The sequence below is a fragment of the Caballeronia sp. LjRoot29 genome, assembly GCF_964252755.1.
GTDB lineage: Bacteria > Pseudomonadota > Gammaproteobacteria > Burkholderiales > Burkholderiaceae > Caballeronia.
This window is the reverse complement of sequence record NZ_CAXUPU020000062.1, coordinates 1-24,266: the sequence shown is the minus strand read 5'-3', so window position 1 is coordinate 24,266 and position 24,266 is coordinate 1. Positions and strand designations below refer to the sequence as shown.

The following is a 24,266-nucleotide window of genomic DNA, read 5'->3' as shown; positions in this document are numbered from 1 at the left end:
GGCATAACCCGGCAAATAAGAATGCAAACTCGTAGCTAACCTGCGAAGCACCACAGCGGCAAATACGCGTGAGGCCGTGCGGGTTTCCTTGCCACTGGTCCTTGCCCGAGAGCGTACGGGGCGAAGCGTGTTAATGTCAGGATTCGTGAGAAGGAGGGTTTCACACATCCGTGGCTCTGGCGAGCACCGTGCTTTTGGGGTACCCATGAATCAAAACTGCACGCTGTGGACACTTAATTTTTAGAGAGGTGAAAGCGTTTTCTTTGCTTCGTTTCTTTGTCGCTTTGGACAAAGAAATGACGCGCCGCCACGCGCAGTGGCTAATAGTGATAAAAAAAACATCTAACACTAAACGCGCGAAGACCTGGAAAGCAGCAACCCGGCATTGACCCAGAACCGCTACCCCAAGACCAAGCCCCCCGCACCGCCCCCCCCAAAAACCGTCCACCGGTGCGAACACTCAATACACTGCCGATTCGGTCACAATTGCCCCGAGTGGCAAATCAAACTCCCCCCTTGGCAGCGCGTCGCATCTCGCGGATTCAAAAGCCACCCCAATCGTCGCCGGCGCAAGGCCTCCTGTCCAATCCGCCAATGTCCGATCGTAATACCCACCGCCATATCCCAGCCGATATCGATCGGTATCGAAACCCACGCACGGAATAACGAGCAAGTCCGGCACAACCACGCGCTCTTCCGCCGGCACGGGAATGCCATACCGCCCTCTCTTCATCGCGGCGCTCGGCTGCCAAGCGTGAAAAACCAGCGGCGCCCTCGGCGCAACCACCACCGGCAATGCCGCCTTCCGCGATGCATCCAGCGCCAGCCACACAGTCAGCACATCACGCGCGTCGAACTCCCCCGCCACCGGCCAATAAAAACCAATACATGACGTATCCGGAAAGCGCGCGACCGCTTCCATCAAACGCCGCGCCAACGCTTCACCACGCGCGTCCTGATCGGCCCGAACGCCTTGCGCCTCGCGGGTCGCGAGCAGGTTTGCACGCAGCGCGCTTTTGGTTTCCAGCAGAGGGTTGCGTGCTATGCTTTGCATCACTTCGCGCTCCAGAAATAACGATGTCAAAACGTCTCAAACGAGTATATCTCGCAGTCGCAACCACGCTCGCTGCGATCACCCTGATCGGATGCGGCACCGCCTCCGCCGTGCGTCCGCCAGCAGCTGATTATTCGCTCTCGCCGGATGACCGCACCTTCATCCAGCTACGCGAAGCCGCGCGCTCGAATGACGTCGGCCGCGCCATGCAACTCGCCGCGCAAATTCCGAATTATCCGGCGCCGGGTTATATCGAATACTTCACGATCAAGCCGCAACTCTTCGACTCGCAAGGCCACGCGCGCGTCGATGCGCCGGACGAGCCCGTGCTCGCGTTCCTGCAGCGCTACGACGGTCAGGCGATTGCCGACCGCATGCGCAACGACTATCTGACGGTGCTCGGCGCACGCCACGACTGGCGCAATTTCCTCGATCAATATTCGCGCTTCGTGCTGAACGACGACACGCAGGTGAAATGCTACGCGCTCGAAGCGCGGGCGTCGCGCGGAGAAAATGTCGCGGACGCCGCGCGCGCTTTGCTCGTCGATCCAAAATGGTATGGCGATGGTTGCGTCGACCTGATCAACGCGCTAGCCGTCTCGCAGCAATTCACGTCGGACGACGTGTGGCAGCAAATCCGCCTCGCCTACGAGCAGAACTACACGAACACGGGCGCCAAGATCGCGGACGCACTCGGCCAGCAACGCCCGGATCAAAGCGTCCTCGACTCCGCCGCCAGCACGCCGCCGCTGTATCTCGCACGCGGCGTAGGTCGCGACACGTCGTCGCATCAACTCGCGCTCGTCGCCATCACGCGCATGGCGCGCAACGATCCAGCCATGGCCGCCGCCACATTCAGCTCGGTCGCGCCGGCGTTGACGCCAACGGAACGCGCTATCGGCTGGGGCACGATCGGGTATCAGGCCGCAGCGAAGCGCATGCCGAGCGCGGTCGACTGGTATCGGCTTTCGCTGAATGCGCCGTTGTCGAATCCCGCCTATGAATGGCGCACGCGCAGCGCCCTGCTCGCCGGCGACTGGATCATGGTGCGCTGGTCGATCGAACAAATGCCGCCCACGCTGCGCAACCAGCCCACGTGGATCTACTGGCACGCGCGCGCCCTGAAGCAAGCAGGCGATACCGCCACGGCCAATCAGGAGTTCGCGGGTATCGCGGATCAGTTCAACTTCTATGGCCAGTTGGCGTCGGAAGAACTCGGCCAGAAAATCACGGTACCGCCGCGCACGGAAGTCACCGACGCGGAAATCGCCCAGGCTGCAACCGTGCCGGGTTTTGCGTTGTCGCAGAAGTTCTACGCCATGAATCTCCGGCTCGAAGGCAACCGCGAATGGAACTGGCCGCTGCGTACCATGACGGACCGGCAATTGATCGCGGCCGCGCAGTACGCAAAGCGGATCGAATTGTTCGATCGCGCGGTGAACACGGCGGACAAGACCAAGGCCGAGCACGATTTCTCGTTGCGGTATTTGTCGCCGTATCGTGATGTGGTCGAGCGTGAGTCGAAGAACACCGGGCTCGATATCGAATGGGCGTATGGCCTGATTCGCCAGGAATCGCGCTTCATCATCAACGCGAAGTCGGAAGTGGGCGCGGGCGGCTTGATGCAGTTGATGCCCGGCACCGCGCAACTCGTGGCGAAGAAAATCGGCATGGGACCGGTATCGCGTGAACAAATGAACGACCTCGACACGAACATCCTGCTCGGCACGAATTATCTGGCGATGGTCTACAACCAGTTCGACGATTCCGCCGTCCTCGCCACCGCCGGTTACAACGCCGGCCCGGGACGCCCGACGCAATGGCGTTCCACGCTCGGCGCACCGGTAGAGGGCGCGATTTTTGCTGAAACCATTCCGTTCACCGAAACCCGCGATTACGTCAAGAACGTGCTGTCGAACACCGTGTATTACGCGGCGCTGTTCGAAGGCCGCCCGCAATCGCTGAAAGCGCGCCTCGGTTATATCGCGCCGTAAGCGGCCTGCAAACCGACTCGCCGCGCGTTTCGCTTTCCGGTCAATACGGTCACGGTCAGTCGAAAGTCACGCGCGGCGCCGCCGCCATGACGCTTTCGCGGACCGCCACTTTTGGAGGCGAACATGCGGCATCAAACCATTGCGTTGATCGGCGGATCGGGGTTTATCGGCAGTCATCTGGTGAATGCGCTTGTCGAGCTCGGCAAGAACGTGCGCATCGCCACGCGGCGCCGCGAAAATGCGGCGCATCTGACGCTGCTGCCCGTGGATGTGATCGAAACGAACGTCTACGATCCCGTCCAGCTTGCGGCCTTCGTCTCTCAAGCCGATGCCGTGATCAACCTCGTCGGCATTTTGCACGGCAAGCGCGGCGATCCTTACGGTCCACAATTCGCCAAGGCGCACTTCGAGTTGCCGGGCAAGATCGTGGCCGCGTGTCAGGCGAAAGGCGTGCGGCGCTTGATCCACATGAGCGCGCTTGGCGCAGATTCGAAAGGGCCGAGCATGTATCTCCGCTCAAAGGGCGACGGCGAAAAAGCCGTGCGCGAATCGAATCTGGCGACCACCATTTTTCGTCCATCCGTGGTGTTTGGCCCCGAAGACAACTTCCTGAATCAGTTCGCGTTTCTCGAACGGATCTTTCCGGTGATTCCGCTGGCGTGTTCGCAAGCAAAGATCCAGCCGATTTTCGTCGGCGATGTCGCCAAGGCCTTCGCCAACGTGCTCGATCTCGATGCCGCCAGCGGCCGTGTGTATGAACTTGCCGGACCGACGGTGTACACGCTCGAAGAACTTGTGCGCTTCAGCGGCGCGGCGATCGGCAAGAACGCGAAGATCATTCGTTTGCCTGACAGCCTTGGCCGCCTTCAGGCAATGTCGCTTGAGCTCGCGCCTGGCGAACCCATGATGTCGCGCGATAATCTCGATTCGATGAAAACCCCCGCGGTCGCCAGCGGGCCGATGGCGCCGGAACTCGGTATTGAAGAACCGGCGAGCATTGAAGCGATTGCGCCGATGTACCTCACGGGTTCATCGACGCGTTCGCGTTTCAACACGTTTCGCGCGTCCGCCGGGCGTTGAACGTGGTGTTCCCCAAGCAGCGCTTTAACTAAGATATTCGCGATGAAACTCGTTATTGGTGACAAGAATGTATCGTCGTGGTCCATGCGGCCGTGGCTCGTGCTCAAGCACTTCGGCATTCCGTTCGAGGAAGTAATGATTCGCCTCGCGCGGCCAGATTCCAGCGCGAATATCCTCGCGCATTCGCCATCGGGGAAAGTGCCTTGCCTCGTGACCGATGCCGGCGACGCCGTGTGGGAATCGGTCGCGATCATGGAGACGCTGGCCGAGCTTTTCCCGCAGCACGCCATGTGGCCGCGCGATGCCTCTGCGCGAGCGCACGCCCGCAGTATCAGCGCGGAAATGCACGCGGGTTTCGCCGATCTGCGCGAACAGATGTCGATGAATATCCAGCGGCAAACCTTCGGTCTGGAGTTCACGGCGGGCACGTTGGCGAACGTCAAACGGATCGACTTGATCTGGCGCGCTTGCATTAGTCAGCACGGCGGCCCGTTCTTATTTGGCAAGGAATTCGGCATAGCCGACGCGATGTTCGCGCCTGTCGTCATGCGCTTCAATTCTTACGCGCCCAAGCTGAGCGAAACGGCGCTCGTCTACGCCGCCTACATCACGGCACTGCCTCACGTCGCCGAGTGGATCGAAGGCGCACGGAACGAGCGATGAACATTTACGCTGTGGGCGGCGCGATCCGCGATGACATGCTCGGCCTGCCGGTTCAGGACCGCGATTACGTCGTGGTCGGCGCGACGCCGGAGCAAATGACGGCGAAAGGGTTTAAACCCGTCGGCAAGGATTTTCCCGTGTTTTTGCATCCGCAAACCCACGAGGAATATGCGCTCGCGCGGACTGAGCGCAAGACATCGGCGGGATATCACGGCTTTCAGTTTTTCTACGCGCCCGACGTGACGCTCGAAGAAGATCTCGCGCGCCGCGATCTGACCGTGAACGCCATGGCGCGTGAAGTGCGCCCGGACGGCGAGCTGACCGGACCGGTCATCGATCCATTCAATGGCCGCGCCGATCTCGAAGCGCGCGTGTTCCGGCATGTGGGCGATGCGTTTATCGAAGATCCGGTGCGGATTCTGCGTATCGCGCGATTTGCGGCGCGGTTCGCGGATTTTACGATCGCCGACGAAACGCTCGCGCTGATGAAACGCATGGTCGCGGACGGCGAAGTCGATGCGCTCGTGCCCGAGCGTGTGTGGCAGGAAGTGTCGCGTGGCCTGATGGAAAAGACGCCGTCGCGGATGTTCGAGGTGCTGCGCGAATGCGGCGCGCTCGTGCGGATTTTGCCGGAGGTGGATTCGCTGTGGGGCGTGCCGCAACGTGCCGACTATCATCCGGAAGTCGATACCGGCGTGCACGTGATGATGGTCGTGGACTACGCGGCGGCGCACGGTTACACGCTGCCGGTTCGCTTCGCTGCGCTGACGCATGATCTCGGCAAGGCGACCACGCCGGACGATATCCTGCCGCGTCACATAGGTCATGAAGGGCGTAGCGTCGATCTGCTAAAGCCGTTGTGCGAGCGTTTGCGCGTGCCGAACGAATGCCGCGATCTCGCGCTGCTGGTGGCGCGTGAGCATGGGAATATCCATCGGGTGATGGAGTTTGGGGCGGCGGCGCTGGTGCGTTTGTTCGAGCGATGCGATGCGTTGCGCAAGCCCGCGCGTTTTGCTGAAGCGCTGCAAGCCTGTGTCTCCGATGCCCGCGGCCGGCTCGGTTTAAGTCAGCAGCCGTATCCGCAGGCGGAGCGTTTGCGTGAAGCGCTGGTGGCGGCGCGCGCGGTGGATGCCGGCGCCGTCGCGCAGCAGTACGCGAACGAGCCGGGCAAGATCAAGGACGCGGTTCACGCCGCGCGTGTGGCGGCGGTGGAAGCGGTGCTGTGAGTTAAAGCATTCGCGCGAGCAGCGAAAGCACGATCGACAGCAAAATAGTCGACATGAACGGGAACGGATATTCCCGTCCAAACAGGCGCAGCGTGAAATCACCGGGCAACCTGCCAATGCCGAGTTTCTTCATCCACGGCAAACACGCCGAGAGAATCGACAACGCAATGAACGTGGTGAGTACCCAGCGGATCATGATGTCATAAGGTATGTGAACGATCGCCGGACGAGAACGCGGCGAGCGTGTCGTCGATACCGCGCGAGAACGCAATCACCTTGAACAATTCGCCCATTTCCGCCTCCGATAACAACTTCTGAACCGCGTTCGCAGCGGGCAGAAAGCGCCGGACGTCCGATGGATCGAGGTCGGAAAGCGTATCGGTAATGCCCGCGTTCATCAGGAAACGCGCTTGCGACGTAAAACCGAGCAGATCGGCGCCCGCGTCCGTGCCGGCCTCCGCGATCCCCGAAAACTCCACGTGCGCCGTGATGTCCTGCAACCCGGGATACAAGAACGGATCGCCGTGCGACCGATGCCGGTAATGGCACATGAGCGTGCCTTGCGCGCGCTGAGCGTGATAGAACTCGCGCCGCGGAAAGCCGTAATCGATAAAAAACGCCGCGCCGCGCGTGAGCATCGTGCAAATGGTGCGCGTGAAAGCCAGCGCCGCTTCGTGCGTCTCGCTCAAATATTCGATGAACGGCTCGTCGTTGACTTCATCGATAGTGGCATCTATTTCGGCCAGCAGCGGGTCGTCGAGCGCCGCTAACAAGGGTTTGTCGTCGAACGCGAAACGGTTGTTCATCCACGACACGCCGCGCTCGTGCCATACGCCAAGTTTGCGCACGACCAGGCGCACCGGCATCGCGTCGAGCACTTCGTTGCCGATCACCACGCCTTCAAAATTCTCCGGCAATGCGCTGAGCCATGTCACCTTAGATGCCAGCTCGGGCGCGTCGGCTTCTATCGTCGCTCGCTGACGGTCCTGCAATTCCCCCGATAAATCGACGATTGCGTAGGTATCGAAGGGAACGTCGAGCGCTTTCAACGCGTTCAGCAAGCCGGCGGCGAGTTTCCCGGTTCCCGCGCCGAATTCCATCAGATTGCGCGTGCCGCTATCGCGCAACGCCTGCGCAACCGGCCGTGCCAGCGTGGCCGAGAACAACGGCGACATTTCCGGCGCGGTGACGAAGTCGCTGCCATCGTCGCCGCGTTTGCCGAATTTCATCGACCCGCCGGTGTAATAGCCGAGGCCGGGCGCGTAAAGCGCGAGTTCCATATACCGGCTGAACGGCAGCCAGCCGCCCGCCGACGCGATTTCCGCGCGGATGCGACCGGTCAACGCCTCGGACTGCGCGAGCGCGTCGGGGCCGGGAACAGGTAAACTGTCGGATTCGTGAGCTTTTGGATTCATTCCGGCATTGTAAATGAGCGTTTCTCCGTCCACTTCTCCAGATTTTTCCGCGCCGAAAGCCCGCGTGGTGCTGATCACCGGCGCGGCAAAACGCATCGGCCGTGGGCTGGCGCTCGGTTTCGCCGCGCGCGGCTGGGACGTCGCCGTGCATTTTGGCGGTTCTGAGGGCGAAGCGCAGGAAGTCGTCCAGTCGATACGCGCCCTTGGCCGCCGCGCGGTTGCGCTGCGTGCGGATCTTGGCGTGGAAAGCGACGTGGCGCGGCTGGTGCCGGCGTGTATCGACGCGTTGGGTGGTCTGCTTTGCGTGGTGAACAACGCGTCGAGTTTTGTCGAAGATACGGCGCGCGACTTCAGCTACCCGCGCCTGCTCGAGATGATGGCGATCAACGTTGGCGCGCCACTGGCCTTGGCGCGCGCGCTGTATGACGCCACGCCGGATGCTGACGCCGACGGTGAAACCGGGCGCGCTTGCGTCATCAACGTGCTCGACCAGAAGCTGTACAACATGAATCCCGATTATTTGTCGTACACGCTGACCAAGGCGGCGCTCGAAAGCGCGACTGTCGCGCTCGCTCAGGGGCTTGCGCCGAAGTTGCGCGTGGTCGGGCTGGCGCCGGGCCTCACGCTGCCGTCGGCGGATATGACGCCGGCCGAGTTCGAGGCCGCGCACAAGGTGACGCCGTTGGGCCGGGCTTCACGCGTGGAGGACGTGGTTGCAGCGGCCTGTTATCTCGCCGACGCTTCAGGCGTGACGGGTACAACACTGGTAGTCGATGGCGGGCAGCATCTCGTGCCATCGCCACGCGACATTATGTTTTTGACGACGGGCCGCGCCCCGGGCGGCGGCGTTTAGTTGTCAATCCCAGTGCGTCAATCTTAGTAAGTTAATCAGAGTCTGAATCACCAGGACATCACCATGCTTGCCGCACTTTCGCATCCCCGGCTGGCCGATTGCCGGCGGCTTTTCCTGCGCAACTACGAAGTGCGCATCAACATTGGCGTGCACGATTTCGAAAAACAGGGCGAGCAGCGTGTGGTGATCAACGTGGAATTGTTCGTGCCGCTGGCGTTATCGACGCCGACTGAGGACAAGCTGCGCGAAGTTGTCGACTACGATTTCATGCGCTCGACCATCGCCAAGCGCGTGGGACGCGGGCATATCCATTTGCAGGAAACACTCTGCGATGACGTCGCCGCTGCTTTATTGGCGCATCCGAATGTGCGCGCGGTGGCGGTTTCCACAGAAAAACCCGACGTTTATCCGGACTGCGATGCCGTGGGCGTCGAAGTCTTTCGCATCAAAGAGGTGACAGCATGAGTTCGCTAACGGAAACGGAAGCGCCGGTGGTTCAGGAATTGGCATCCGCCCCGACGATGCGCGAGCCGCTGACACGCCGCGAGCAGAAGCAGGCCTACGAGAACAACAAATTGTTCAAGCGGCTGGCGCGTCAGGTGGGTGAGGCGGTCACCGATTACAACATGATCGAGGACGGCGACAAGGTCATGGTCTGCCTGTCCGGCGGAAAGGATTCGTACGCGATGCTCGAATTGCTGATGCGGCTGCGCGAACGCGCGCCGATCAACTTTGACATCGTCGCGGTGAATCTCGATCAGAAGCAGCCGGGGTTTCCGGAGCATGTGCTGCCCGAGTATTTGAGCAAGCTGGATATCCCGTTTCATATCGAGAATCAGGATACGTACAGCATCGTCAAGCGGCTGGTGCCGGAAGGCAAGACGACGTGTTCGCTTTGTTCGAGATTGCGGCGCGGGATTTTGTATCGCGTGGCGGGTGAACTCGGGGCAACGAAGATTGCGCTTGGGCATCATCGCGACGATATTTTGCAGACGCTGCTGCTGAATATGTTCTATGGCGGCAAGCTGAAAGGCATGCCCCCGAAACTGCAGTCCGACGATGGTAAAAACATCGTGATCCGGCCGCTTGCTTACGCGAGGGAAAAAGATCTGGAGAAGTTCGCCGAGTTGCGCGAATTCCCGATCATTCCGTGCAACCTGTGCGGTAGCCAGCCGAACCTGAAGCGCGCAGAAATGAAAGCGCTGATCCGCGATTGGGAAAAGCGTTTCCCCGGCCGCGTGGAAAATATGTTCAACGCGCTGTCGAATGTCGTGCCTTCGCATTTGATGGATCACAAGCTGTTTCCGTTCGGCGGATTGCGCGCGACGGGCGTGGCGGACCCGGCTGGTGATATCGCGTTCGATGAAGACCCGTGTTCGACGGAGTCAACGTCGCAGACCATATCGATTGTTCAGTTCGATGATATTTGAAGCCGGGCCGAAAACCCCGCAGAAGCATTGCTGAGCAAGGCCGCGCCGGGTTTTTCCGCCTCCCAGCGCGTGTTATATTGGCGGCTCCAAATACTTCAACGAAGCTGACGCCATGAACATTGTTATTTTGGCGGCAGGCATGGGCAAGCGCATGCGTTCCGCCTTGCCGAAAGTCCTTCATCCCCTGGCTGGCCGGCCGCTCCTCTCTCATGTCCTCGATGTCGCTCGCGCGCTCACGCCCACGCGGCTTGTCGTCGTGATCGGACACGGGGCGGAACAGGTTCAGAAAGCAGTCGGCGCCCCCGATGTCCAGTTCGCCGTGCAGGATCAACAACTGGGCACCGGCCACGCCGTCCAGCAAGCGCTGCCGCTGCTCGACCTTTCCGTGCCTACGCTCATTCTTTACGGCGATGTGCCGCTCACGCGCGTCAGCACGCTGCAGCGCCTGGCCGATGCCGCGTCTGGTGGCCGGTACGGCGTGCTGACGGTCACGCTGGACGATCCGACCGGGTACGGCCGCATCGTGCGCGATCCGACCGGCGCCGTGCAGTGCATTGTCGAGCAAAAAGACGCCAATGCCGGCCAGTTGACGATCGCCGAAATCAATACGGGCATTGTCATTACGCCGACCGCGCAGTTGGGCGAATGGCTAGCATCGCTTAAAAACGACAACGTGCAAGGCGAGTTCTATCTCACCGACGTCGTCGAGCGCGCGCTCGAATCGGGCGTTGAAATCGTCACGGCGCAACCCGATGAAGAGTGGGAAACGCTCGGCGTGAACAGCAAGCAGCAACTCGCCGAACTCGAACGGATTCATCAGGGCAATGTTGCCGAGGCGTTGCTGGTTGCCGGCGTCACGCTGCTGGACCCCGCGCGCATCGATGTGCGCGGCACGCTGACCTGTGGACGCGATGTGTCCATCGACGTGAATTGCGTCTTCGAAGGCAATGTGACCCTGGAGGATAACGTGACCGTCGGCCCGAATTGCGTGATCCGCGATGCGTCGATTGGCGCGGGCACCCGGATCGACGCGTTCACGCATATTGAAGGCGGCACGACCGGCGCGAACGTCGTGCTTGGACCGTATGCGCGTTTGCGGCCGGGCGCGGTGCTCGGCGACGAAGCGCATGTGGGCAACTTCGTCGAAGTGAAAAACGCGGTGTTCGGGCGCGGGTCGAAGGCGAACCATTTGAGCTATATCGGCGACTCGGATATTGGCGCGCGCGTGAATATCGGCGCGGGCACGATCACCTGTAATTACGATGGCGCGAACAAGTTCCGTACGGTGATCGAGGACGACGTGTTCGTCGGCTCCGATACCCAACTCGTCGCTCCGGTGCGCGTGGGGCGCGGCGCGTCCATCGCGGCCGGGACGACCGTCTGGAAGGATGTCGCGGAAGGTCAGCTCGTGTTGAACGAAAAAACCCAGGTGAGCAAGAGCGATTACGTACGGCCTGTGAAGAAAACCTGAACAAATAGCGAGTGCTCGCATGCTTAAGCGCGCGCCCTGGTGGCGAGCGCCTGGCGTTTTCGAGCGATTAAAAACAATCTGGAAAGGACGACGCCATGTGCGGAATTGTGGGCGCGGTAGCGCAACGTAACATCGTATCGGTGCTGGTTGAAGGTTTGCGGCGGCTGGAATATCGCGGCTACGATTCCTGCGGCGTAGCCGTGATTGCCGATGGCGAACCGAAGCGCGCGCGCAGCGTGGCGCGCGTGGCCGATCTCGCCGATCAGGTCCGCGATACGCGCCTGGAAGGCGTCACCGGCATTGCGCATACTCGATGGGCGACCCATGGCGCGCCCATTACCGACAACGCGCATCCCATCTCTTCGCGTAACGAGTTGGCGCTTGTGCATAACGGGATCATTGAGAACTATGAGACCTTGCGGACCATGCTGCGTGGAAAGGGCTACGAGTTTGTATCGCAGACGGACACCGAAGTTATTGCGCATTTGATCCACAGCATGTATCGCGGCGATCTGTTCCAAAGCGTGCGTGATGCCGTGAAGGAATTGCATGGCGCGTACGCCATTGCGGTGGTCCACAAGGATCAGCCGCATACGGTTGTCGGCGCGCGGCAGGGGTCGCCGCTGGTTGTGGGCGTGGGTAATGGCGAGAACTTTCTCGCCTCCGATGCGCTCGCGCTCGCCGGCAGCACCGATCGGTTTGCGTTCCTCGATGAAGGCGATGTGGTCGAGATCACGCTGGATGGCATCAAAATTGTCGATCGCGATGGAATGCCTGCCGAGCGCGAAGTGCGCGTGGTCGCGGCGTATGGCGGCGCGGTTGAGCTTGGGCCGTATCGACACTTCATGCAGAAGGAAATCTTCGAGCAGCCGCGCGCTATTACAGACACCATTCCTCAAACCGATCGGTTCTCGGCTGAGTTATTCGGGGCGGATGCGGCTGAAGTTTTCGCCGATATCGACAGCGTGCTCATTCTCGCGTGCGGCACGAGTTCGTATGCGGGGATGACGGCGAAGTACTGGCTTGAATCGGTTGCGAAGATTCCGACGCAAGTTGAGATTGCGAGTGAGTATCGATATCGGGAATCGGTGCCGAATCCGCGGGCGTTGGTCGTGGTGATTTCGCAGTCGGGCGAGACTGCGGATACGCTGGCCGCGTTGAAGCATGCGCAGGCGCTTGGGCATAAACATACCTTGGCGCTTTGCAATGTGGCTTCCAGCGCGATGGTTCGATTGACGAAGCTCGCGTTTTTGACGCGCGCGGGGACTGAGATTGGCGTGGCGTCGACTAAGGCATTTACTACGCAATTAGTCGGGATGTTTGTGCTCGCTGTCACGCTTGGGACGTTGCGCGGGCATGTGAGTGAAAAGCAGGAAGCGGGTTATCTGACGCAGTTGCGGCATTTGCCTTCGGCGCTGAATAGCGTGCTGGCGCTGGAGCCGCAGATTATTGCGTGGTCGGAAGAGTTTTCACGCAAGGAGAATGCGCTGTTTCTCGGACGTGGATTGCATTATCCGATCGCGCTGGAGGGCGCGCTGAAGCTTAAGGAAATTTCTTATATTCACGCGGAGGCTTATCCGGCTGGGGAGTTGAAGCATGGGCCGTTGGCACTGGTGACGGAGGCTATGCCGGTGGTGACGGTGGCTCCGAATGACACGCTGCTGGAGAAGCTGAAGTCGAATATGCAAGAGGTTCGGGCGCGTGGGGGCGAGCTTTATGTCTTTGCGGATTCGGATACCCGGATTGTTAGCGAGGATGGGATTCACGTGATTCGGATGCCTGAGCATTATGGGTTGCTCTCGCCCATTCTTCATGTCGTGCCGCTGCAATTGCTGGCTTATCACACGGCTTGTGCGAGAGGGACGGATGTGGATAAGCCTAGGAATTTGGCGAAGAGCGTGACGGTGGAGTGAGGGGGAAGATTCCTGTCGGCGGTCGTGCTTAATGATAGTTTCCAATTATGTTTGGTCTTTGCCAATAATGTATGGTTATTTCCAATTATGTTTGGTCTCGTAGACTGACTGGCTTTAACTGACAATAAAGTCGCGAACTGCAGCCTGTACCGCTGCTCGCTCTCAAGGATCGCAATCGGCGAGCGACAAGTTGGTCGCGAATATTTGCTTGGGGTGGCCGTTCAGCAGCCTATAGCAGCCACCCCAAGCGCCCATGAGCGACCGGCAACTCCGGCCCGACGACGCGACCTACACCGTGGGTAAGCGAAGGCCAGTTATTTGTGTGACGCCGCCGTTTGAGGGTCTCTCTGCGCGCAATGGCGAACGGCGGGAGATGGTCGGGCAGTGACCGACCGCCGTCCGGCAAGTTTGTTTCAAACCTCTGTCTGTTCGGCCACCTCAAGCGCATCGTTTACCTCAATGCCTAGGCATCGATCCGCTAGCACCATTCAATACCTCCGCGGCGCAAAAAGAAGTGACTTCTGCACCCTCTCTGACGCCAGACCGACGGTACGAGGCTGATAGTCCCATCTGGGTGCTCTTCCGCACTCCAGCAAGGCCGCGCTTGCTTCAGCAGATTCAGCTCTATCACTTCTCCACATCCGCACGGGCAGATCATGGCTGCGCCCCAAAGATTGGTTCCCTCGCCGGCGAGGTAGACCCTCGCTGACTCGAGCGTCTCCGGAAAGTCCTCGACCTTAACGTAGCGAATCAGTCTCGGCCTGGAAGCCGGCCAAAATGCAGCGAGCCGGCGCGGAAAAAACAGCAGCGCCGACCAGAGCCTGCGTAAAACCTCCGCAGCTGTGTTCAAGATACGTCCTCCGCCTCGCTTAATTCAGGCATCGAAAGCAGCGGACGGATATCTCCCTTTCCGACGTAAGCGGTAAATGTGCCGGACGACGGCCCTTCCGTTTCCCTGTAATCCGCACCCTGGATAAAACTTTTTCTCACGACCGCAAACTCCGCGTTATCGTCGTACCGATAGGGGTGAAGTCGCGCCAGAAATTCGTTTACCGCCGTACTTGCCATCTGCATATTGATGCTAATGACCGCGGGCCGGTCCTCGGCGACGCCCTTTATATATCCCACCTTCACCTGCTCGCGATACGCCTTGGGATCCGTACGCTTCAGTCCAGCAGATTTGAGTTGCGCCGCCGTATACACCTTCCGGTCCAAAAGCGTTGATCCGTCCGGGCGGATGTAATGAACAGCACCGCACGCCTCGCTGACGCTGCCTTGACCATCCGCTTCAAGCTTGACCCCGAGATCGAAGTACGGCAATACATAGAATGCTGCCAGGCGATTGAGGAGATGGCGACCCTCCACGCCGTCCATGCATCCGAACACAACATCACATGCGGCAACCGCCCTGATGGCGCGTGGAGTCGCAAGATCATCAGCAATGATCTCGAGTTCTGTGCCGAAGCCCATTGCCGCTATCGCCCGCGCCATGACTTCAACTTTCGGACGGCGAAGATAGGCGTCCTCGCGGGTTGCATTGAGGATACGGTTCAGATTTTTGTCTTCAACGTGATCCGAATCCACAATGACAAGTCGCCCAATCCCCAAGCGCGCCAGTTGTTCGATGACGGGACTTCCCGTTCCCGAACAACCTACTACAGCAACGGACATTTCGCGCAGGCGCCGCGTTGTTCCTGCACCGAACAACTGCGCGTGGCGTTTGGCAAATGAGGGAACTGAGCCGCCTTGCTCCGCAGTCCAAAAATGGAGATTGTCTCCGGGCACGAGTATTGAATCGATCGGCTGGAAAGAACCGTCAGGCTGGATAGCGCGCCCGAACATGGAGCCGTCGGGCAGCATAACGGCGCTCGCATGCGGAAAAGTGCTATCGGTCCATCCAAAGACGGAATTGAAAAGATCCTTGTCGGCTTCGTCATCGATCGACGAGAAATCGCGAAAACCGCCCGGATGACTATGTATTTTCAGTATTCCGAGATCCCGTCGAGAAGCCTTTTCAAGCAATGGCACGAGCCATTGCGTGGACCAGGTCACGCGATCCCGCTGACGAACCTTGCATTCATCGTAGGGGATAGGAACGAGGGACTGTATCGTCAAGCAATGGTCCGCGTCGCCCCTTCGTCGGCCACAAAGCGCTACGGCGACTGCTTCCAGGCCATCGCCCGGAAGCAGATGTGCCTTGAGCGCGGAGTGATACGTTTGAGTGAGCCTAAGTTTGATTCGCATCGTGTGCACCCTTTATTTTTTTACTTCCTTCTCGAGCCAGCTGTCCGCTTGCAGGAGATGGGTGCAAACATTATCTAAACCCGGCCGCCAGGGGTTTGCCGGTGTCCGGTGCCGGGACCACTGCTGATACTGCTTTCCATCCAGCACTAGCGTGGTGAGGTTGGCTATCGGCCTTCCGATTTGGAGCGCCAGCGCCGGACTGAAAAAGATCATGTCGATCTGATCGTCGGGATAGGACGGCGGGATCCGCAGCGCCGCACTTACCGTGCGGTGGTTATATCCTTCGATGATGGGATATTCGGGAAAAACGAGCCACTTCACACAGTTCTCGGTGACGGCTTCCCATGCGAGACCACGCGCGGTCAAGCACTCTTCATCTTCTTCGGCGAGTTGGAATGCGCGGCGCATGGATCTTCAACCTTCGGTAGGATCGAGCGCCAGCGTCTGAAACCGCTCGATCTGGTGCCGGTGGAATTCGACAGTCTCGTCTGCCTTGACCGGCTCGACGCGCCCTCCGCGAAACTTTTGCGAAAGCAAATAGGTCTCGGGAGTTTTCCTAACCAGCGCGAGGATTTGACGCCCGGTCATGGAGTGAACCTCGACGACCTCGTATTCCTTGTCAATGCGAAGACGATAACGCTTCGCCCGCTTCGGCTCCTTATTCGCTTTCGCCCACGCCTCAAGATCGATCAGCTCTTCAAGGACGACGACGTCCTCTTCCAGCGCGACGACAGCCTCCTTGAGTTCCTCGACGATCCGGCTCTCGTGTCCGTGCTGCTGTTCATGTTCAGTCATATCGGTTCCTATCCGGCCGTTAGCCGGCTCACAGTTCAGTAAATGAAGTTCGGTACTTCAACAATCCACGCCTGGTGTCGTACCGAACCTACTTTCCCGGTCCAGCGACGGTCTACATCTAGTACCCGCTACAGGCCAACCTACAATATGTAGAAAACATCTTACATAAATTTCAAAACTTGTTGTCAATTTTTTTCCGGTAACTGGTCGGGTACTACCCGACCAGTTACCGGCGTCAAACCGTTCCCTTCTTCTTAAGCAAGTCACTCAGCGAGTCCGCACCCTCGCGCTGAAGGACCGTCTTAAGCTTGGTGTGCCCAGGCGTGCCCTTCGCGAAATCGTCGCCATACGTCTGCCTGAGAGTCTTGACAAGCGTGTCATCACGCTTCTGACGGATTTCGCCATTGGCGTCCCGCTGCCGACCATCAAGCCCCTTGGGAAAATGTTTTGTTGCCATGCGCCGCTCCTTGCCATAACGTTCGCCCGTCGGGGCGAGACACAAGTTAGAAGACGGCTACCATGCCACCGTCATCACGATAAAAAATCCGGTATACCGAATTATTGTTGAGTCTGTGGGGTTTCATCGCGAAAGTCAACGGCAAAACCTCAAAAAAAGTTCGGAGCCGTGGTACATTTGGTCTCAGTCATCGAAGGAGCACGTTATGGCCACTCGACTCGGCGAAAAAATTCGCGAGTTGCGTAAGGGAAAGAACCTGACCCTTGAGGCGCTCGCGGCGGAAGCCAAATTGAGCAAAAGTTATCTGTGGGAGCTAGAGAACCGCGAATCGCAACGTCCGTCGGCAGAAAAATTGGCGGCATTGGCAGATGCACTGGGAGTGAGCGCCAACTTTTTCATCGAGGATGACGTCCGCATTCCCGAGCAGCGGCATCTGGACGAGGCGTTTTATCGGAACTATCAGAAGCTGGACGTGGGGGCGAAGGAGCAACTTCGAAAAATCCTCGATGCCCTAAAAAAATGATATGAGCGACAGTGCATTGACGCCGTTCAAGGCAGCGTTCCGTCTAACCAAGCTGCTAAATGAGTTCAGCAATGTTCATGGCGGACAGCGATTTCCCGTGGACGTCGAGTCGCTCGCAAAACACTGTCATGAGGTGTTTCACTGGAATGATCCGGTTGCAAAGGTCCACGGTGCCAATATCCAGGGATTCGACGGATGCTTGACCACTCTTGGATCCGGTAAGGGCTGGGCGATTGTGTATAACAACGCATTGTCTTCGGAGGGCCGCATCCGTTTTACCCTCGCACACGAGCTCGGTCACTACGTAGTCCATAGGACGTTAAAGACGGAGTTCATGTGTACCGGCAACGATATCGACGACTGGCAATCAGCCGACCGGAACATCGAGACAGAGGCGGATCTATTCGCAGCGAATTTGCTGATGCCGCTGGATGATTTCAAGCCCCGCATTGCAAATGACGACCCATTCAGGAAAATCGCCGAATGCGCCGAGGCGTACGGCGTATCACTAACTGCCGCCGCCCTTCGCTGGATTAGCGCTACCGAAAAAAAAGCGCTACTAGTCGCGTCCAACGACGGATTTATCCGATGGGCCAGCTCCAGTGATGCCGCCCGTCAGGCCGGCGCTTTCTTTCGTACACGAGGCCGCACAAACGAGTTGCCGAGTCGATCGCTCGCAGCCGACACAAATGTCGTGCGCGAACTTGATGGCGTGTCGGTACCCGCGAACGTCTGGTTTCCCAAAGCACATGCAGACACAAAGTTGCGGGAAATGAAAATCGCTTCGGAGCAATACGGCACGCTAAGTTTGCTGATCCTGCCGAGCACCGCCGATGTCTGGGGGCCCTGGAACGCAGAGGACTGATTGGGAGGGCATGGAACACAGCTATTTCACACGCGAGGGTTGTAATGAGTGTATCCAAGGCAGAGTTCCAGCGACTGTCTGGGCTGGTCAGAACCGGCGCCATTAGCGCCATCACAATCGATACAAACGTGGTGGATAGCAATCAGTGCTCGTTCACGGGTGGGTTAGTTGGCCAGTTGCAGCAATTCGCCGGCGCCCATTTTCACGTATTGCTATCAGAGGTGGTTTTACGAGAGGCAAAAGCCCACATCGCGAGGGCGCACACCGATCGACTTGAGAAGCTGCGTTCTGTCCGTCGACACGCGACGCGTTATCTCACCAATTCAGCGTCGCTGCATGAGCTAAGCGAAGAGATTGATAACCTTCCGCCTCCTGATGAGCTAGCCGAACGAGAGGCTGATGAGTTCATTGAAGACACTCGTGCTGAAGTCGTCCGTCCGGATAGCATCAAAATCGCTGACCTCTTGGACATGTACTTTACGGCGGTGCCACCGTTCGAGAAGAGCGGTAATAAAAAGAGTGAGTTCCCTGATGCCATAGCATTGCTTAGCTTAAAGAGCTGGGCCGAAGAAACAGGGAGGAGCATTCTCATGGTGTCTAACGACGGAGACTGGGACAGATTCTGTAAAAATTGCGACAACGGGCGACTCCACTATGTCGATGACCTCGCAGACGCATTGGCCATTATTAACGATAGCGCCGACGCTCGAAATCAGGCCGCACAGGTTCGGCTTGAAGAAGCTGTCCACCAGTTTATGGACCGCGACGGCACTCTGTTTAAGCAAGTGACAGAGGATTTCCACAACAGACTACTTGCCAATGTAACGATGACGGCGACGTCGCGCCTCGCGTTTGACAATGAGGTGGTCGCTCTCGACTATCGTGACCTGCTGGTTTCCGTTAGTCCCAGGCCAGGCATTCTTCGCAACGATGTCCATTCGCTGGTGTTCTATATTCACCTCAATATGTACATTCGGGTATGGACTCGTTTCAATTTTCGCACCTTGGAGACAGCGCAACCCGCAGGACATGCGACACGTAGCACTGGCGTCGCGGACGAAGGCGGTGTCCTGCTGACGAGCGATGAATCTGGTGTGAAAGCTGAGCTTATTTGGAATGGAAGGGACCTCACATTCGACTACGGCGACGTTGAGCCGGACGAAATATCACCGACGTCGAGCCCGGATAATATTTCGCCCGGATGGATGCGTATCGAGCCTCCGCCCGTCGGTGTCTAGACGACGCCTCGGTGCCACCGCCTAAAAGTGCTCGCCCGCCTCAGACAGCCGACGTTCCTGCTTTGCCGGCAGGAGGTCTCGGCATGCTTTCGCGACTGTCGCGTCACGTGCTCAGGGAGCAACTGCTCGATATGGAGTGAAACTTTGTCGGCTAGGTGAGTTCATCTCACTCGTGGCAAGTAATCTACGTTATCAATCTTGAGCGTCTTTGGCCTCGTTTGAGCTGCCGTCGTTCCATCGGCCACATGTCAGATGTGATTCTCCGCGCGAGTAGTAATGACACTTCATACACAGTGTGCAGCCTCCTGTGCGCTCACGCAAAAAATTCGGATTGGCGATGAGATCGCGGCAGATCCCGATATGCACATTGGATCGAAGCGACTCATTCCAAGCGTAAGACGATCTGCCGGATAGGATGACTTGCACGTCTCGATGGCGCTGGGCAAACTCCAACGTTGCAGCAATTCTTTCTGAGAGCAACTGCGGCGTTGATGGATAAATAAGGCGTTTATTGATGTTGTAGAAACCAGCCGATACGTCAATGTAGTCAACTGGTAAAGACGCAATATGATCCACTAGCTCATGTCCACGCGCTTCATCGAGTACCGCATCCCCTGTCAACATCGAGAACCTGATGGAAGTCTCGACTCCCATGGACTTGAGTTCGTGTGCCCACCGACGGATTTTTTTCGCTGAAATATCGGCATAACAAGAAAAAAGCGGGTCAATAAGCAGATTAAAAAGATACCCATGTGCAGCATGTATCTGCACATGGCGATATCCCGCCTTAACAGCTATTTCCGTACCGCGATAGATACCGTCAAATGCAGCATCAACAGCTTCTCTCGATATGCTGGCTGCGACTTTGCGGTACTCTATTATTGGATCCTCTCCGCGATTAGGAACGAATCGCGTCATTCCGCGGTACGTCGGCCAAGCGGAAGCCAATTGTATTCCGGCTATTGCTCCTTCGTCCGCAATCGCGTCCGCCAGGTCACGCCATTCAATTGCTTCCGATATTCGCGCACAGACCTCGTTGCTGCCTGCGCCACTTGGAGTCACGACGTTTCCAACTATCGCGCAGTGGAGTCCGTTTCCACTTCGCGCGCGGTAGAAATCTCTGCATCTCGCGTCGGGAGCACCCCCGGTCGCGACGAAGCCCGTGTTGACGGCGAGAAAAAAGTACTTCCTATTGTTTTCGAAGTTGTGCATAACGCGATTCATTAAATCGAATCTTTTTGACAACCTCGCTTTCGAGATCGATCCCCAACATTGCGGCAATTCGAATGATATATATGAGGCTGTCGATCAATTCTTCGGAGAGGTTATCCTTAGCAGAATCAAGATCAAAAACATAGTCTTGAGGTCGATCTAACTTGATGTTTACCTTTTTTACGATATTAGCGAACTCACCAATTTCCCCAAAAAGTCCGACCAAGTCCCTCGTCAGTTGGGCATACATGTCACTAGCATTATCGAATTTGACCGGAAAACCGTGGCGCTCGTCCATACTCAACTGCATGTCCGAAATCTGTTTCAAGTCCATCACTTACTCCTTGATGCGTGAAATCCACGCGAACGCCCCCACAAGTGCTGTGGAAACGAGGTTGATGACGAGCGAGACGGTGGTGTCGATGTACTTCGTGGAGACTGCCGCGAGAACAAGGAAATTGACAGACAATGCCGCGAATATTGCCACGTCGACGGTTCTCTGCTTCTTCTGGATTACCTTCAAAGCGCTTGCGGTTGCGCGAGGCAGAATCTTATATGACTCAATCACCTCGCTCTGCACCCGCGTATCTCCCTTGAGATCATTGTATGTCCGTTGCAGTTGGTGCCGAATCGGCCAAATCTGGGTTTGGAAGCCATGCTGCCCGCGATATGGACGTTGAACCTCACTGGAGAGCAATGAGAAGTCAACTTTTGCGATCGACTCGCCGATGGGTAACTCGATGAACTTGTCACTCAAGTTCTGCGTAACGATGCCAATGTTCCCGGAGAAACCGGGGTCAGCGTACGTGCTGACTGGGCTAAGTCCAACGCTGAATAGGGACCCCTTGCTCGTCACCCGAGCAATAATGTTCAGCGGAACAACCAGTTCCTCTTCTGTTATAAGTACGACTCGATGACCAGGCTTGATGAGAACCGTACCATGCGGAGCAGCATCGATTCGCTTGTCGCCTTCCGTCAAGTCATAGTAGACGGTCCCCATTCGGAGCTCGTAGCAAGCGGGCCCAACTTGTGCATCCAAACCTTTGCGGATGAGTTCGCCCGCTGCGATACGGTCGCGTATATTGATATCAGAAAGAGTTGTCATTTTTATCTATCGTCGTGTTCATTGTGCGTTTGCCTGAGTCGCCACAGAGCAACTCATTCTACAGTGGCGAGGAATTCCTCAGATACTGCTCAAGCTCCCACTGGCGGAGCAGGCCAAGATGCCGCGCCAGAAACGCTGCGGACACGCCCTATAGCATCAATGGCGCAACCGTCCGCTCCACGTCAAGGAAGTGCCTGTTGCGCCTCGCCAGATAGACGGTGCGCTCCGGGTTGGTTTATGCCTTTCGCACGCCTGCTGTGATCACCGATCGATCGAGGTTTGCACCGTCCACGCTCGCCCGATCGTCCTGGTCGGGCGAGCGAGTTAGCGCGCAGCGCGGGTCAGCGTTCGGGAATGGCCAGCTTCGGCTTGGGTGCGAAGACGAAACTGTCAGCCAGTTCGGGCTTGCCCATGACACTGACATTGAGGATGCAATCGTCGAGCAGAACAGGAATACATCCACGCCTACCCCAATGGAATCGGTTGGAAGGTAGACCGAGGCGGAGCCGTCTGCACGATCGATATATGCCACATGCATACATGAGGAAAAGATGGGGAAGAAGAGGAAGGAGGCAAAGCAAGTCGGACGTGCCATGAACACTAAGGATTGGCTCGACTTAGAACACCTTGTTGCGAACATTCAGCAAAGCCTTGCACCGGCCGCAAAGGTTGAGCACAACGTGAGAATCAAAGGCAGGACTTCGGAAGTCCACCGCCAGGTGGACGTACTGGTAACGCAGAACATCGGACAATACTCGATGACCATTGCCATCGATTGCAAAGACTATAAGAAGCCGGTCGATGTGAAGGGTGTGGAAGAATTTGCTGGCATGGTGAGTGATATTGGCGCAAACAAGGGAGTGCTCGTATGTCCAGCTGGGTTCACCGAGACAGCAAAGACCGTCGCGAAGAAGCTCCAGATGGAGCTCTATCGACCGGTCGATACTGGAGACCATAAGTGGCGCGCTCGACCAACTATTCCGGCTGTCTGCGAATACGTCAGCACGACAATGGCCTTCCAGATTACGTGCTCGGCCCCCAAACCGCTCCGCCTTACTGTCAGTCCGGCCCATCAGGAAGCATTTGACGAAAACGGCCTTTCGCTGGGTACCGCACTCGAAATGGCTTTGCAGAAGTGGAATAACGCGGAGTACCCGACTACCCCCGGACGGCACGGTGAGCTAGCTATCTTCCCCGATGGCTCAGTGCAAATAGACAACGGATACGGAGAACATGTGCCTGTCAATCTCACGGTTTTCCTGGACGTAAGGGTCGAGCGCTATTTTGCGCAATTGGAAATCGAGCGCGTGAGCGGCTTTCTGGACGAGCAAACCGGCCTAACCCATACGAACTCCTTTTCCGTCGGAGCGATAGAGCCGGAGGAAGTGGAAGCAAAATGGACGAAACTCGAAGATGAACAAGAGCCACCTATTCGCCCCGTTCTATCGCTGCGCGGGTTAATCGGATGGGAAGCATAGGCTGCTTGTCGCTCATGCTGTTCTATCGCCGTAGAGGGAGATTTTCCGATGCAAAACAGACATTCGGATAAAAGCAATGAGCGACTATACAGGGTCGAAGCGACAATCAGATCCACTCGGCACAGGTCGTTCGGATGCCACAAGCCTGCGGTATCCTGTTCTTAACTTTATCGTTTCAGGCAAGCAGATGGAGCAGATTGAACCCGCGCTGTTCGTAACTGCAAAGGAAGACGCGGCGATACTTAGGTCGACGCGAGCCTTCTAACGCAAGGGCAGCAGTTCGCAACTTTATTGCCAAGAACTACTGACCGCGTTTCCGTTGCCCAATTTCCGGTGTTGTCCACGGAACGTGAACGCGCGTAATTTCCGGACAGCAGTGTGGCTCTCTAACTTGTGCTTGAACGATGCGTTGCTTTTGACTGTCGGCGGATGCATCCCGCGTTGCCCGCAGTTCTGTTTTCCAATTCCCCGTTGCCTATGAGCACATCAGATCTTGATAGTTGAGCTGTCGAAGTCGCCAGGTGTTGAGTCGCAGGATGAGCCGATTACTTTGTGTGCACCCGCTATCCGAGGGGAGAGCCTCGTTTCGCAGGTCGGCCGTTATCATGTGCTGAGCGGTAACCGGACGACGCGTGAGACCTACAACGATCTCTTTCAGCGCGCGCCATTCAGCCTGACTTTCGTTGTCCCACCCTATCTTGGGGGGTTGACGCGAATGCTGCCGGGCGGCGACGTCCAGTCGCTGCATAGCCTCGTACAAGAAGCGACGCTGCTGCCCCTGTTCCAGATTTATACCTGCGCCAGTTTTGGTACGGAGGGCGCTCACGCAGGGTTAAATGAAGCACTGCAACAGCTTCCCAAGCGGATGGTGGACAGCTTCGGTTGGACGCGATTGTGCCCAACGTGCCTTCACGAGGACGATGCAACATTCGGTGTTTCAATGATTCGCACCGCTCACCAGATTCCTGGCGTGTCTCACTGCTTTCGTCACGGCGTGCCCCTGATGGATCGATGCCCCGGTTGCCGTTGCCCGTTCGAGCGCAAGAACGATCTGGTGTTGTTTCCGTGGTCGGGGTGTGCGGCCTGCAGAAAACACTGGAAATCTATGCCGAGTGAGCCTGTCGGACCCGCCGACAACAAGATCGCTCTGGGCTTCGCACAATTTACCGCGCAATTGCTTCAGGGCCGCCCGAAGAAACAGATCAGCTCCGATAGCCTGGCGACGTTGTACCGGGAAGGGTTGAGAGGTA

At 57.7% G+C, this 24,266-nt stretch carries 25 protein-coding genes; 14 read left to right on the top strand and 11 right to left on the bottom strand.

Annotated features, from left to right (window positions below; all coding sequences use genetic code 11):
• Positions 1-460: 460 nt before the first annotated feature.
• On the bottom strand, positions 461-1,054 hold the full coding sequence (locus ACSQ83_RS34990) for a 5-formyltetrahydrofolate cyclo-ligase (RefSeq protein ID WP_414947889.1): 594 nt from the start codon (positions 1,052-1,054) through the stop codon (positions 461-463).
• Between the two features lie 23 nt (positions 1,055-1,077).
• Between ACSQ83_RS34990 and ACSQ83_RS34985 the strand changes: the two genes are divergently transcribed.
• From ACSQ83_RS34985 to ACSQ83_RS34970, 4 genes are all read left to right on the top strand, one after another.
• Positions 1,078-3,048 (top strand): transglycosylase SLT domain-containing protein, encoded by a 1,971-nt coding sequence (locus ACSQ83_RS34985; protein WP_436231259.1) that lies wholly within the window; start codon positions 1,078-1,080, stop codon positions 3,046-3,048.
• Between the two features lie 123 nt (positions 3,049-3,171).
• Positions 3,172-4,128, top strand: coding sequence for a complex I NDUFA9 subunit family protein (locus ACSQ83_RS34980; RefSeq protein WP_436231258.1), 957 nt, complete (start codon positions 3,172-3,174; stop codon positions 4,126-4,128).
• A gap of 42 nt (positions 4,129-4,170) precedes the next feature.
• Entirely contained in the window at positions 4,171-4,791 is a 621-nt protein-coding gene (locus tag ACSQ83_RS34975) for a glutathione S-transferase family protein (protein WP_436231257.1), read from the top strand.
• Positions 4,788-6,017: a multifunctional CCA addition/repair protein gene (locus tag ACSQ83_RS34970; protein WP_436231256.1), complete on the top strand. Its 1,230-nt coding sequence runs from the start codon at positions 4,788-4,790 to the stop codon at positions 6,015-6,017. Before ACSQ83_RS34975 ends, ACSQ83_RS34970 begins: the two co-directional genes overlap by 4 nt.
• A gap of 1 nt (position 6,018) precedes the next feature.
• Here the strand turns inward: ACSQ83_RS34970 and ACSQ83_RS34965 are convergent, their stop codons facing one another.
• Both ACSQ83_RS34965 and ACSQ83_RS34960 read right to left on the bottom strand, forming a co-directional pair.
• Entirely contained in the window at positions 6,019-6,213 is a 195-nt protein-coding gene (locus ACSQ83_RS34965; protein WP_414947894.1) for a DUF2905 domain-containing protein, read from the bottom strand.
• Between the two features lie 4 nt (positions 6,214-6,217).
• Entirely contained in the window at positions 6,218-7,432 is a 1,215-nt protein-coding gene (locus ACSQ83_RS34960) for a class I SAM-dependent methyltransferase (protein ID WP_414947895.1), read from the bottom strand.
• Positions 7,433-7,445: 13 nt separating this feature from the next.
• On the opposite strand from ACSQ83_RS34960, the gene ACSQ83_RS34955 reads away from it, so the two are divergent.
• From ACSQ83_RS34955 to glmS, 5 genes are all read left to right on the top strand, one after another.
• A complete protein-coding gene (locus ACSQ83_RS34955; protein WP_436231255.1) occupies positions 7,446-8,285 on the top strand; it encodes an SDR family oxidoreductase in 840 nt (279 codons plus the stop codon).
• 63 nt (positions 8,286-8,348) lie between these two features.
• Positions 8,349-8,750 carry a dihydroneopterin aldolase gene (locus tag ACSQ83_RS34950; protein ID WP_414947897.1) on the top strand — a complete coding sequence of 134 codons (402 nt, stop codon included), beginning with the start codon at positions 8,349-8,351 and terminating at the stop codon, positions 8,748-8,750.
• A 56-nt stretch (positions 8,751-8,806) separates the two neighbouring features.
• On the top strand, positions 8,807-9,715 hold the full coding sequence (gene ttcA / locus ACSQ83_RS34945) for a tRNA 2-thiocytidine(32) synthetase TtcA (RefSeq protein WP_436231261.1): 909 nt from the start codon (positions 8,807-8,809) through the stop codon (positions 9,713-9,715).
• A 112-nt stretch (positions 9,716-9,827) separates the two neighbouring features.
• On the top strand, positions 9,828-11,186 hold the full coding sequence (glmU, locus tag ACSQ83_RS34940; RefSeq protein WP_414947898.1) for a bifunctional UDP-N-acetylglucosamine diphosphorylase/glucosamine-1-phosphate N-acetyltransferase GlmU: 1,359 nt from the start codon (positions 9,828-9,830) through the stop codon (positions 11,184-11,186).
• 95 nt (positions 11,187-11,281) lie between these two features.
• Positions 11,282-13,099 carry a glutamine--fructose-6-phosphate transaminase (isomerizing) gene (gene glmS, locus ACSQ83_RS34935; protein WP_436231254.1) on the top strand — a complete coding sequence of 606 codons (1,818 nt, stop codon included), beginning with the start codon at positions 11,282-11,284 and terminating at the stop codon, positions 13,097-13,099.
• A 478-nt stretch (positions 13,100-13,577) separates the two neighbouring features.
• Here the strand turns inward: glmS and ACSQ83_RS34930 are convergent, their stop codons facing one another.
• From ACSQ83_RS34930 to ACSQ83_RS34910, 5 genes are all read right to left on the bottom strand, one after another.
• A complete protein-coding gene (locus ACSQ83_RS34930; protein ID WP_436231260.1) occupies positions 13,578-13,757 on the bottom strand; it encodes a DUF6527 family protein in 180 nt (59 codons plus the stop codon).
• Positions 13,758-13,945: 188 nt separating this feature from the next.
• Positions 13,946-15,151, bottom strand: a complete 1,206-nt coding sequence (locus ACSQ83_RS34925; protein ID WP_436231253.1) for a HesA/MoeB/ThiF family protein — start codon at positions 15,149-15,151, stop codon at positions 13,946-13,948.
• Positions 15,152-15,355: 204 nt separating this feature from the next.
• Positions 15,356-15,751: an E2/UBC family protein gene (locus tag ACSQ83_RS34920; RefSeq protein ID WP_436231252.1), complete on the bottom strand. Its 396-nt coding sequence runs from the start codon at positions 15,749-15,751 to the stop codon at positions 15,356-15,358.
• 6 nt (positions 15,752-15,757) lie between these two features.
• Complete coding sequence (locus ACSQ83_RS34915; protein WP_436231251.1) at positions 15,758-16,138, bottom strand: multiubiquitin domain-containing protein; 381 nt, start codon at positions 16,136-16,138, stop codon at positions 15,758-15,760.
• A 235-nt stretch (positions 16,139-16,373) separates the two neighbouring features.
• Positions 16,374-16,595, bottom strand: a complete 222-nt coding sequence (locus ACSQ83_RS34910; protein ID WP_436231250.1) for a hypothetical protein — start codon at positions 16,593-16,595, stop codon at positions 16,374-16,376.
• A gap of 205 nt (positions 16,596-16,800) precedes the next feature.
• On the opposite strand from ACSQ83_RS34910, the gene ACSQ83_RS34905 reads away from it, so the two are divergent.
• The 3 genes from ACSQ83_RS34905 to ACSQ83_RS34895 are packed head-to-tail and all read left to right on the top strand — an operon-like array spanning position 16,801 to position 19,221.
• Complete coding sequence (locus ACSQ83_RS34905) at positions 16,801-17,118, top strand: helix-turn-helix domain-containing protein (protein ID WP_436231249.1); 318 nt, start codon at positions 16,801-16,803, stop codon at positions 17,116-17,118.
• A 1-nt stretch (position 17,119) separates the two neighbouring features.
• Positions 17,120-17,983, top strand: a complete 864-nt coding sequence (locus tag ACSQ83_RS34900; RefSeq protein ID WP_436231248.1) for an ImmA/IrrE family metallo-endopeptidase — start codon at positions 17,120-17,122, stop codon at positions 17,981-17,983.
• A gap of 44 nt (positions 17,984-18,027) precedes the next feature.
• Positions 18,028-19,221, top strand: coding sequence for a PIN domain-containing protein (locus tag ACSQ83_RS34895; protein WP_436231247.1), 1,194 nt, complete (start codon positions 18,028-18,030; stop codon positions 19,219-19,221).
• A 192-nt stretch (positions 19,222-19,413) separates the two neighbouring features.
• Here the strand turns inward: ACSQ83_RS34895 and ACSQ83_RS34890 are convergent, their stop codons facing one another.
• From ACSQ83_RS34890 to ACSQ83_RS34880, 3 genes are read right to left on the bottom strand one after another with little or no spacing between them, the layout of a single operon-like run.
• On the bottom strand, positions 19,414-20,433 hold the full coding sequence (locus ACSQ83_RS34890) for a hypothetical protein (RefSeq protein ID WP_436231246.1): 1,020 nt from the start codon (positions 20,431-20,433) through the stop codon (positions 19,414-19,416).
• On the bottom strand, positions 20,411-20,767 hold the full coding sequence (locus ACSQ83_RS34885) for a hypothetical protein (protein WP_436231245.1): 357 nt from the start codon (positions 20,765-20,767) through the stop codon (positions 20,411-20,413). Before ACSQ83_RS34885 ends, ACSQ83_RS34890 begins: the two co-directional genes overlap by 23 nt.
• Positions 20,768-20,770: 3 nt before the next feature.
• The gene (locus ACSQ83_RS34880; protein WP_436231244.1) at positions 20,771-21,538 is read right to left on the bottom strand and encodes a dCTP deaminase domain-containing protein; all 768 of its coding nucleotides are present in this window, start codon (positions 21,536-21,538) and stop codon (positions 20,771-20,773) included.
• A 593-nt stretch (positions 21,539-22,131) separates the two neighbouring features.
• Here ACSQ83_RS34880 and ACSQ83_RS34875 point away from each other — a divergent pair.
• Both ACSQ83_RS34875 and ACSQ83_RS34870 read left to right on the top strand, forming a co-directional pair.
• Entirely contained in the window at positions 22,132-23,016 is an 885-nt protein-coding gene (locus ACSQ83_RS34875) for a restriction endonuclease (RefSeq protein ID WP_436231243.1), read from the top strand.
• Positions 23,017-23,509: 493 nt separating this feature from the next.
• Positions 23,510-24,266, top strand: a 757-nt coding sequence (locus ACSQ83_RS34870; RefSeq protein WP_436231242.1) for a TniQ family protein, incomplete at its 3' end; no start/stop codon positions are given.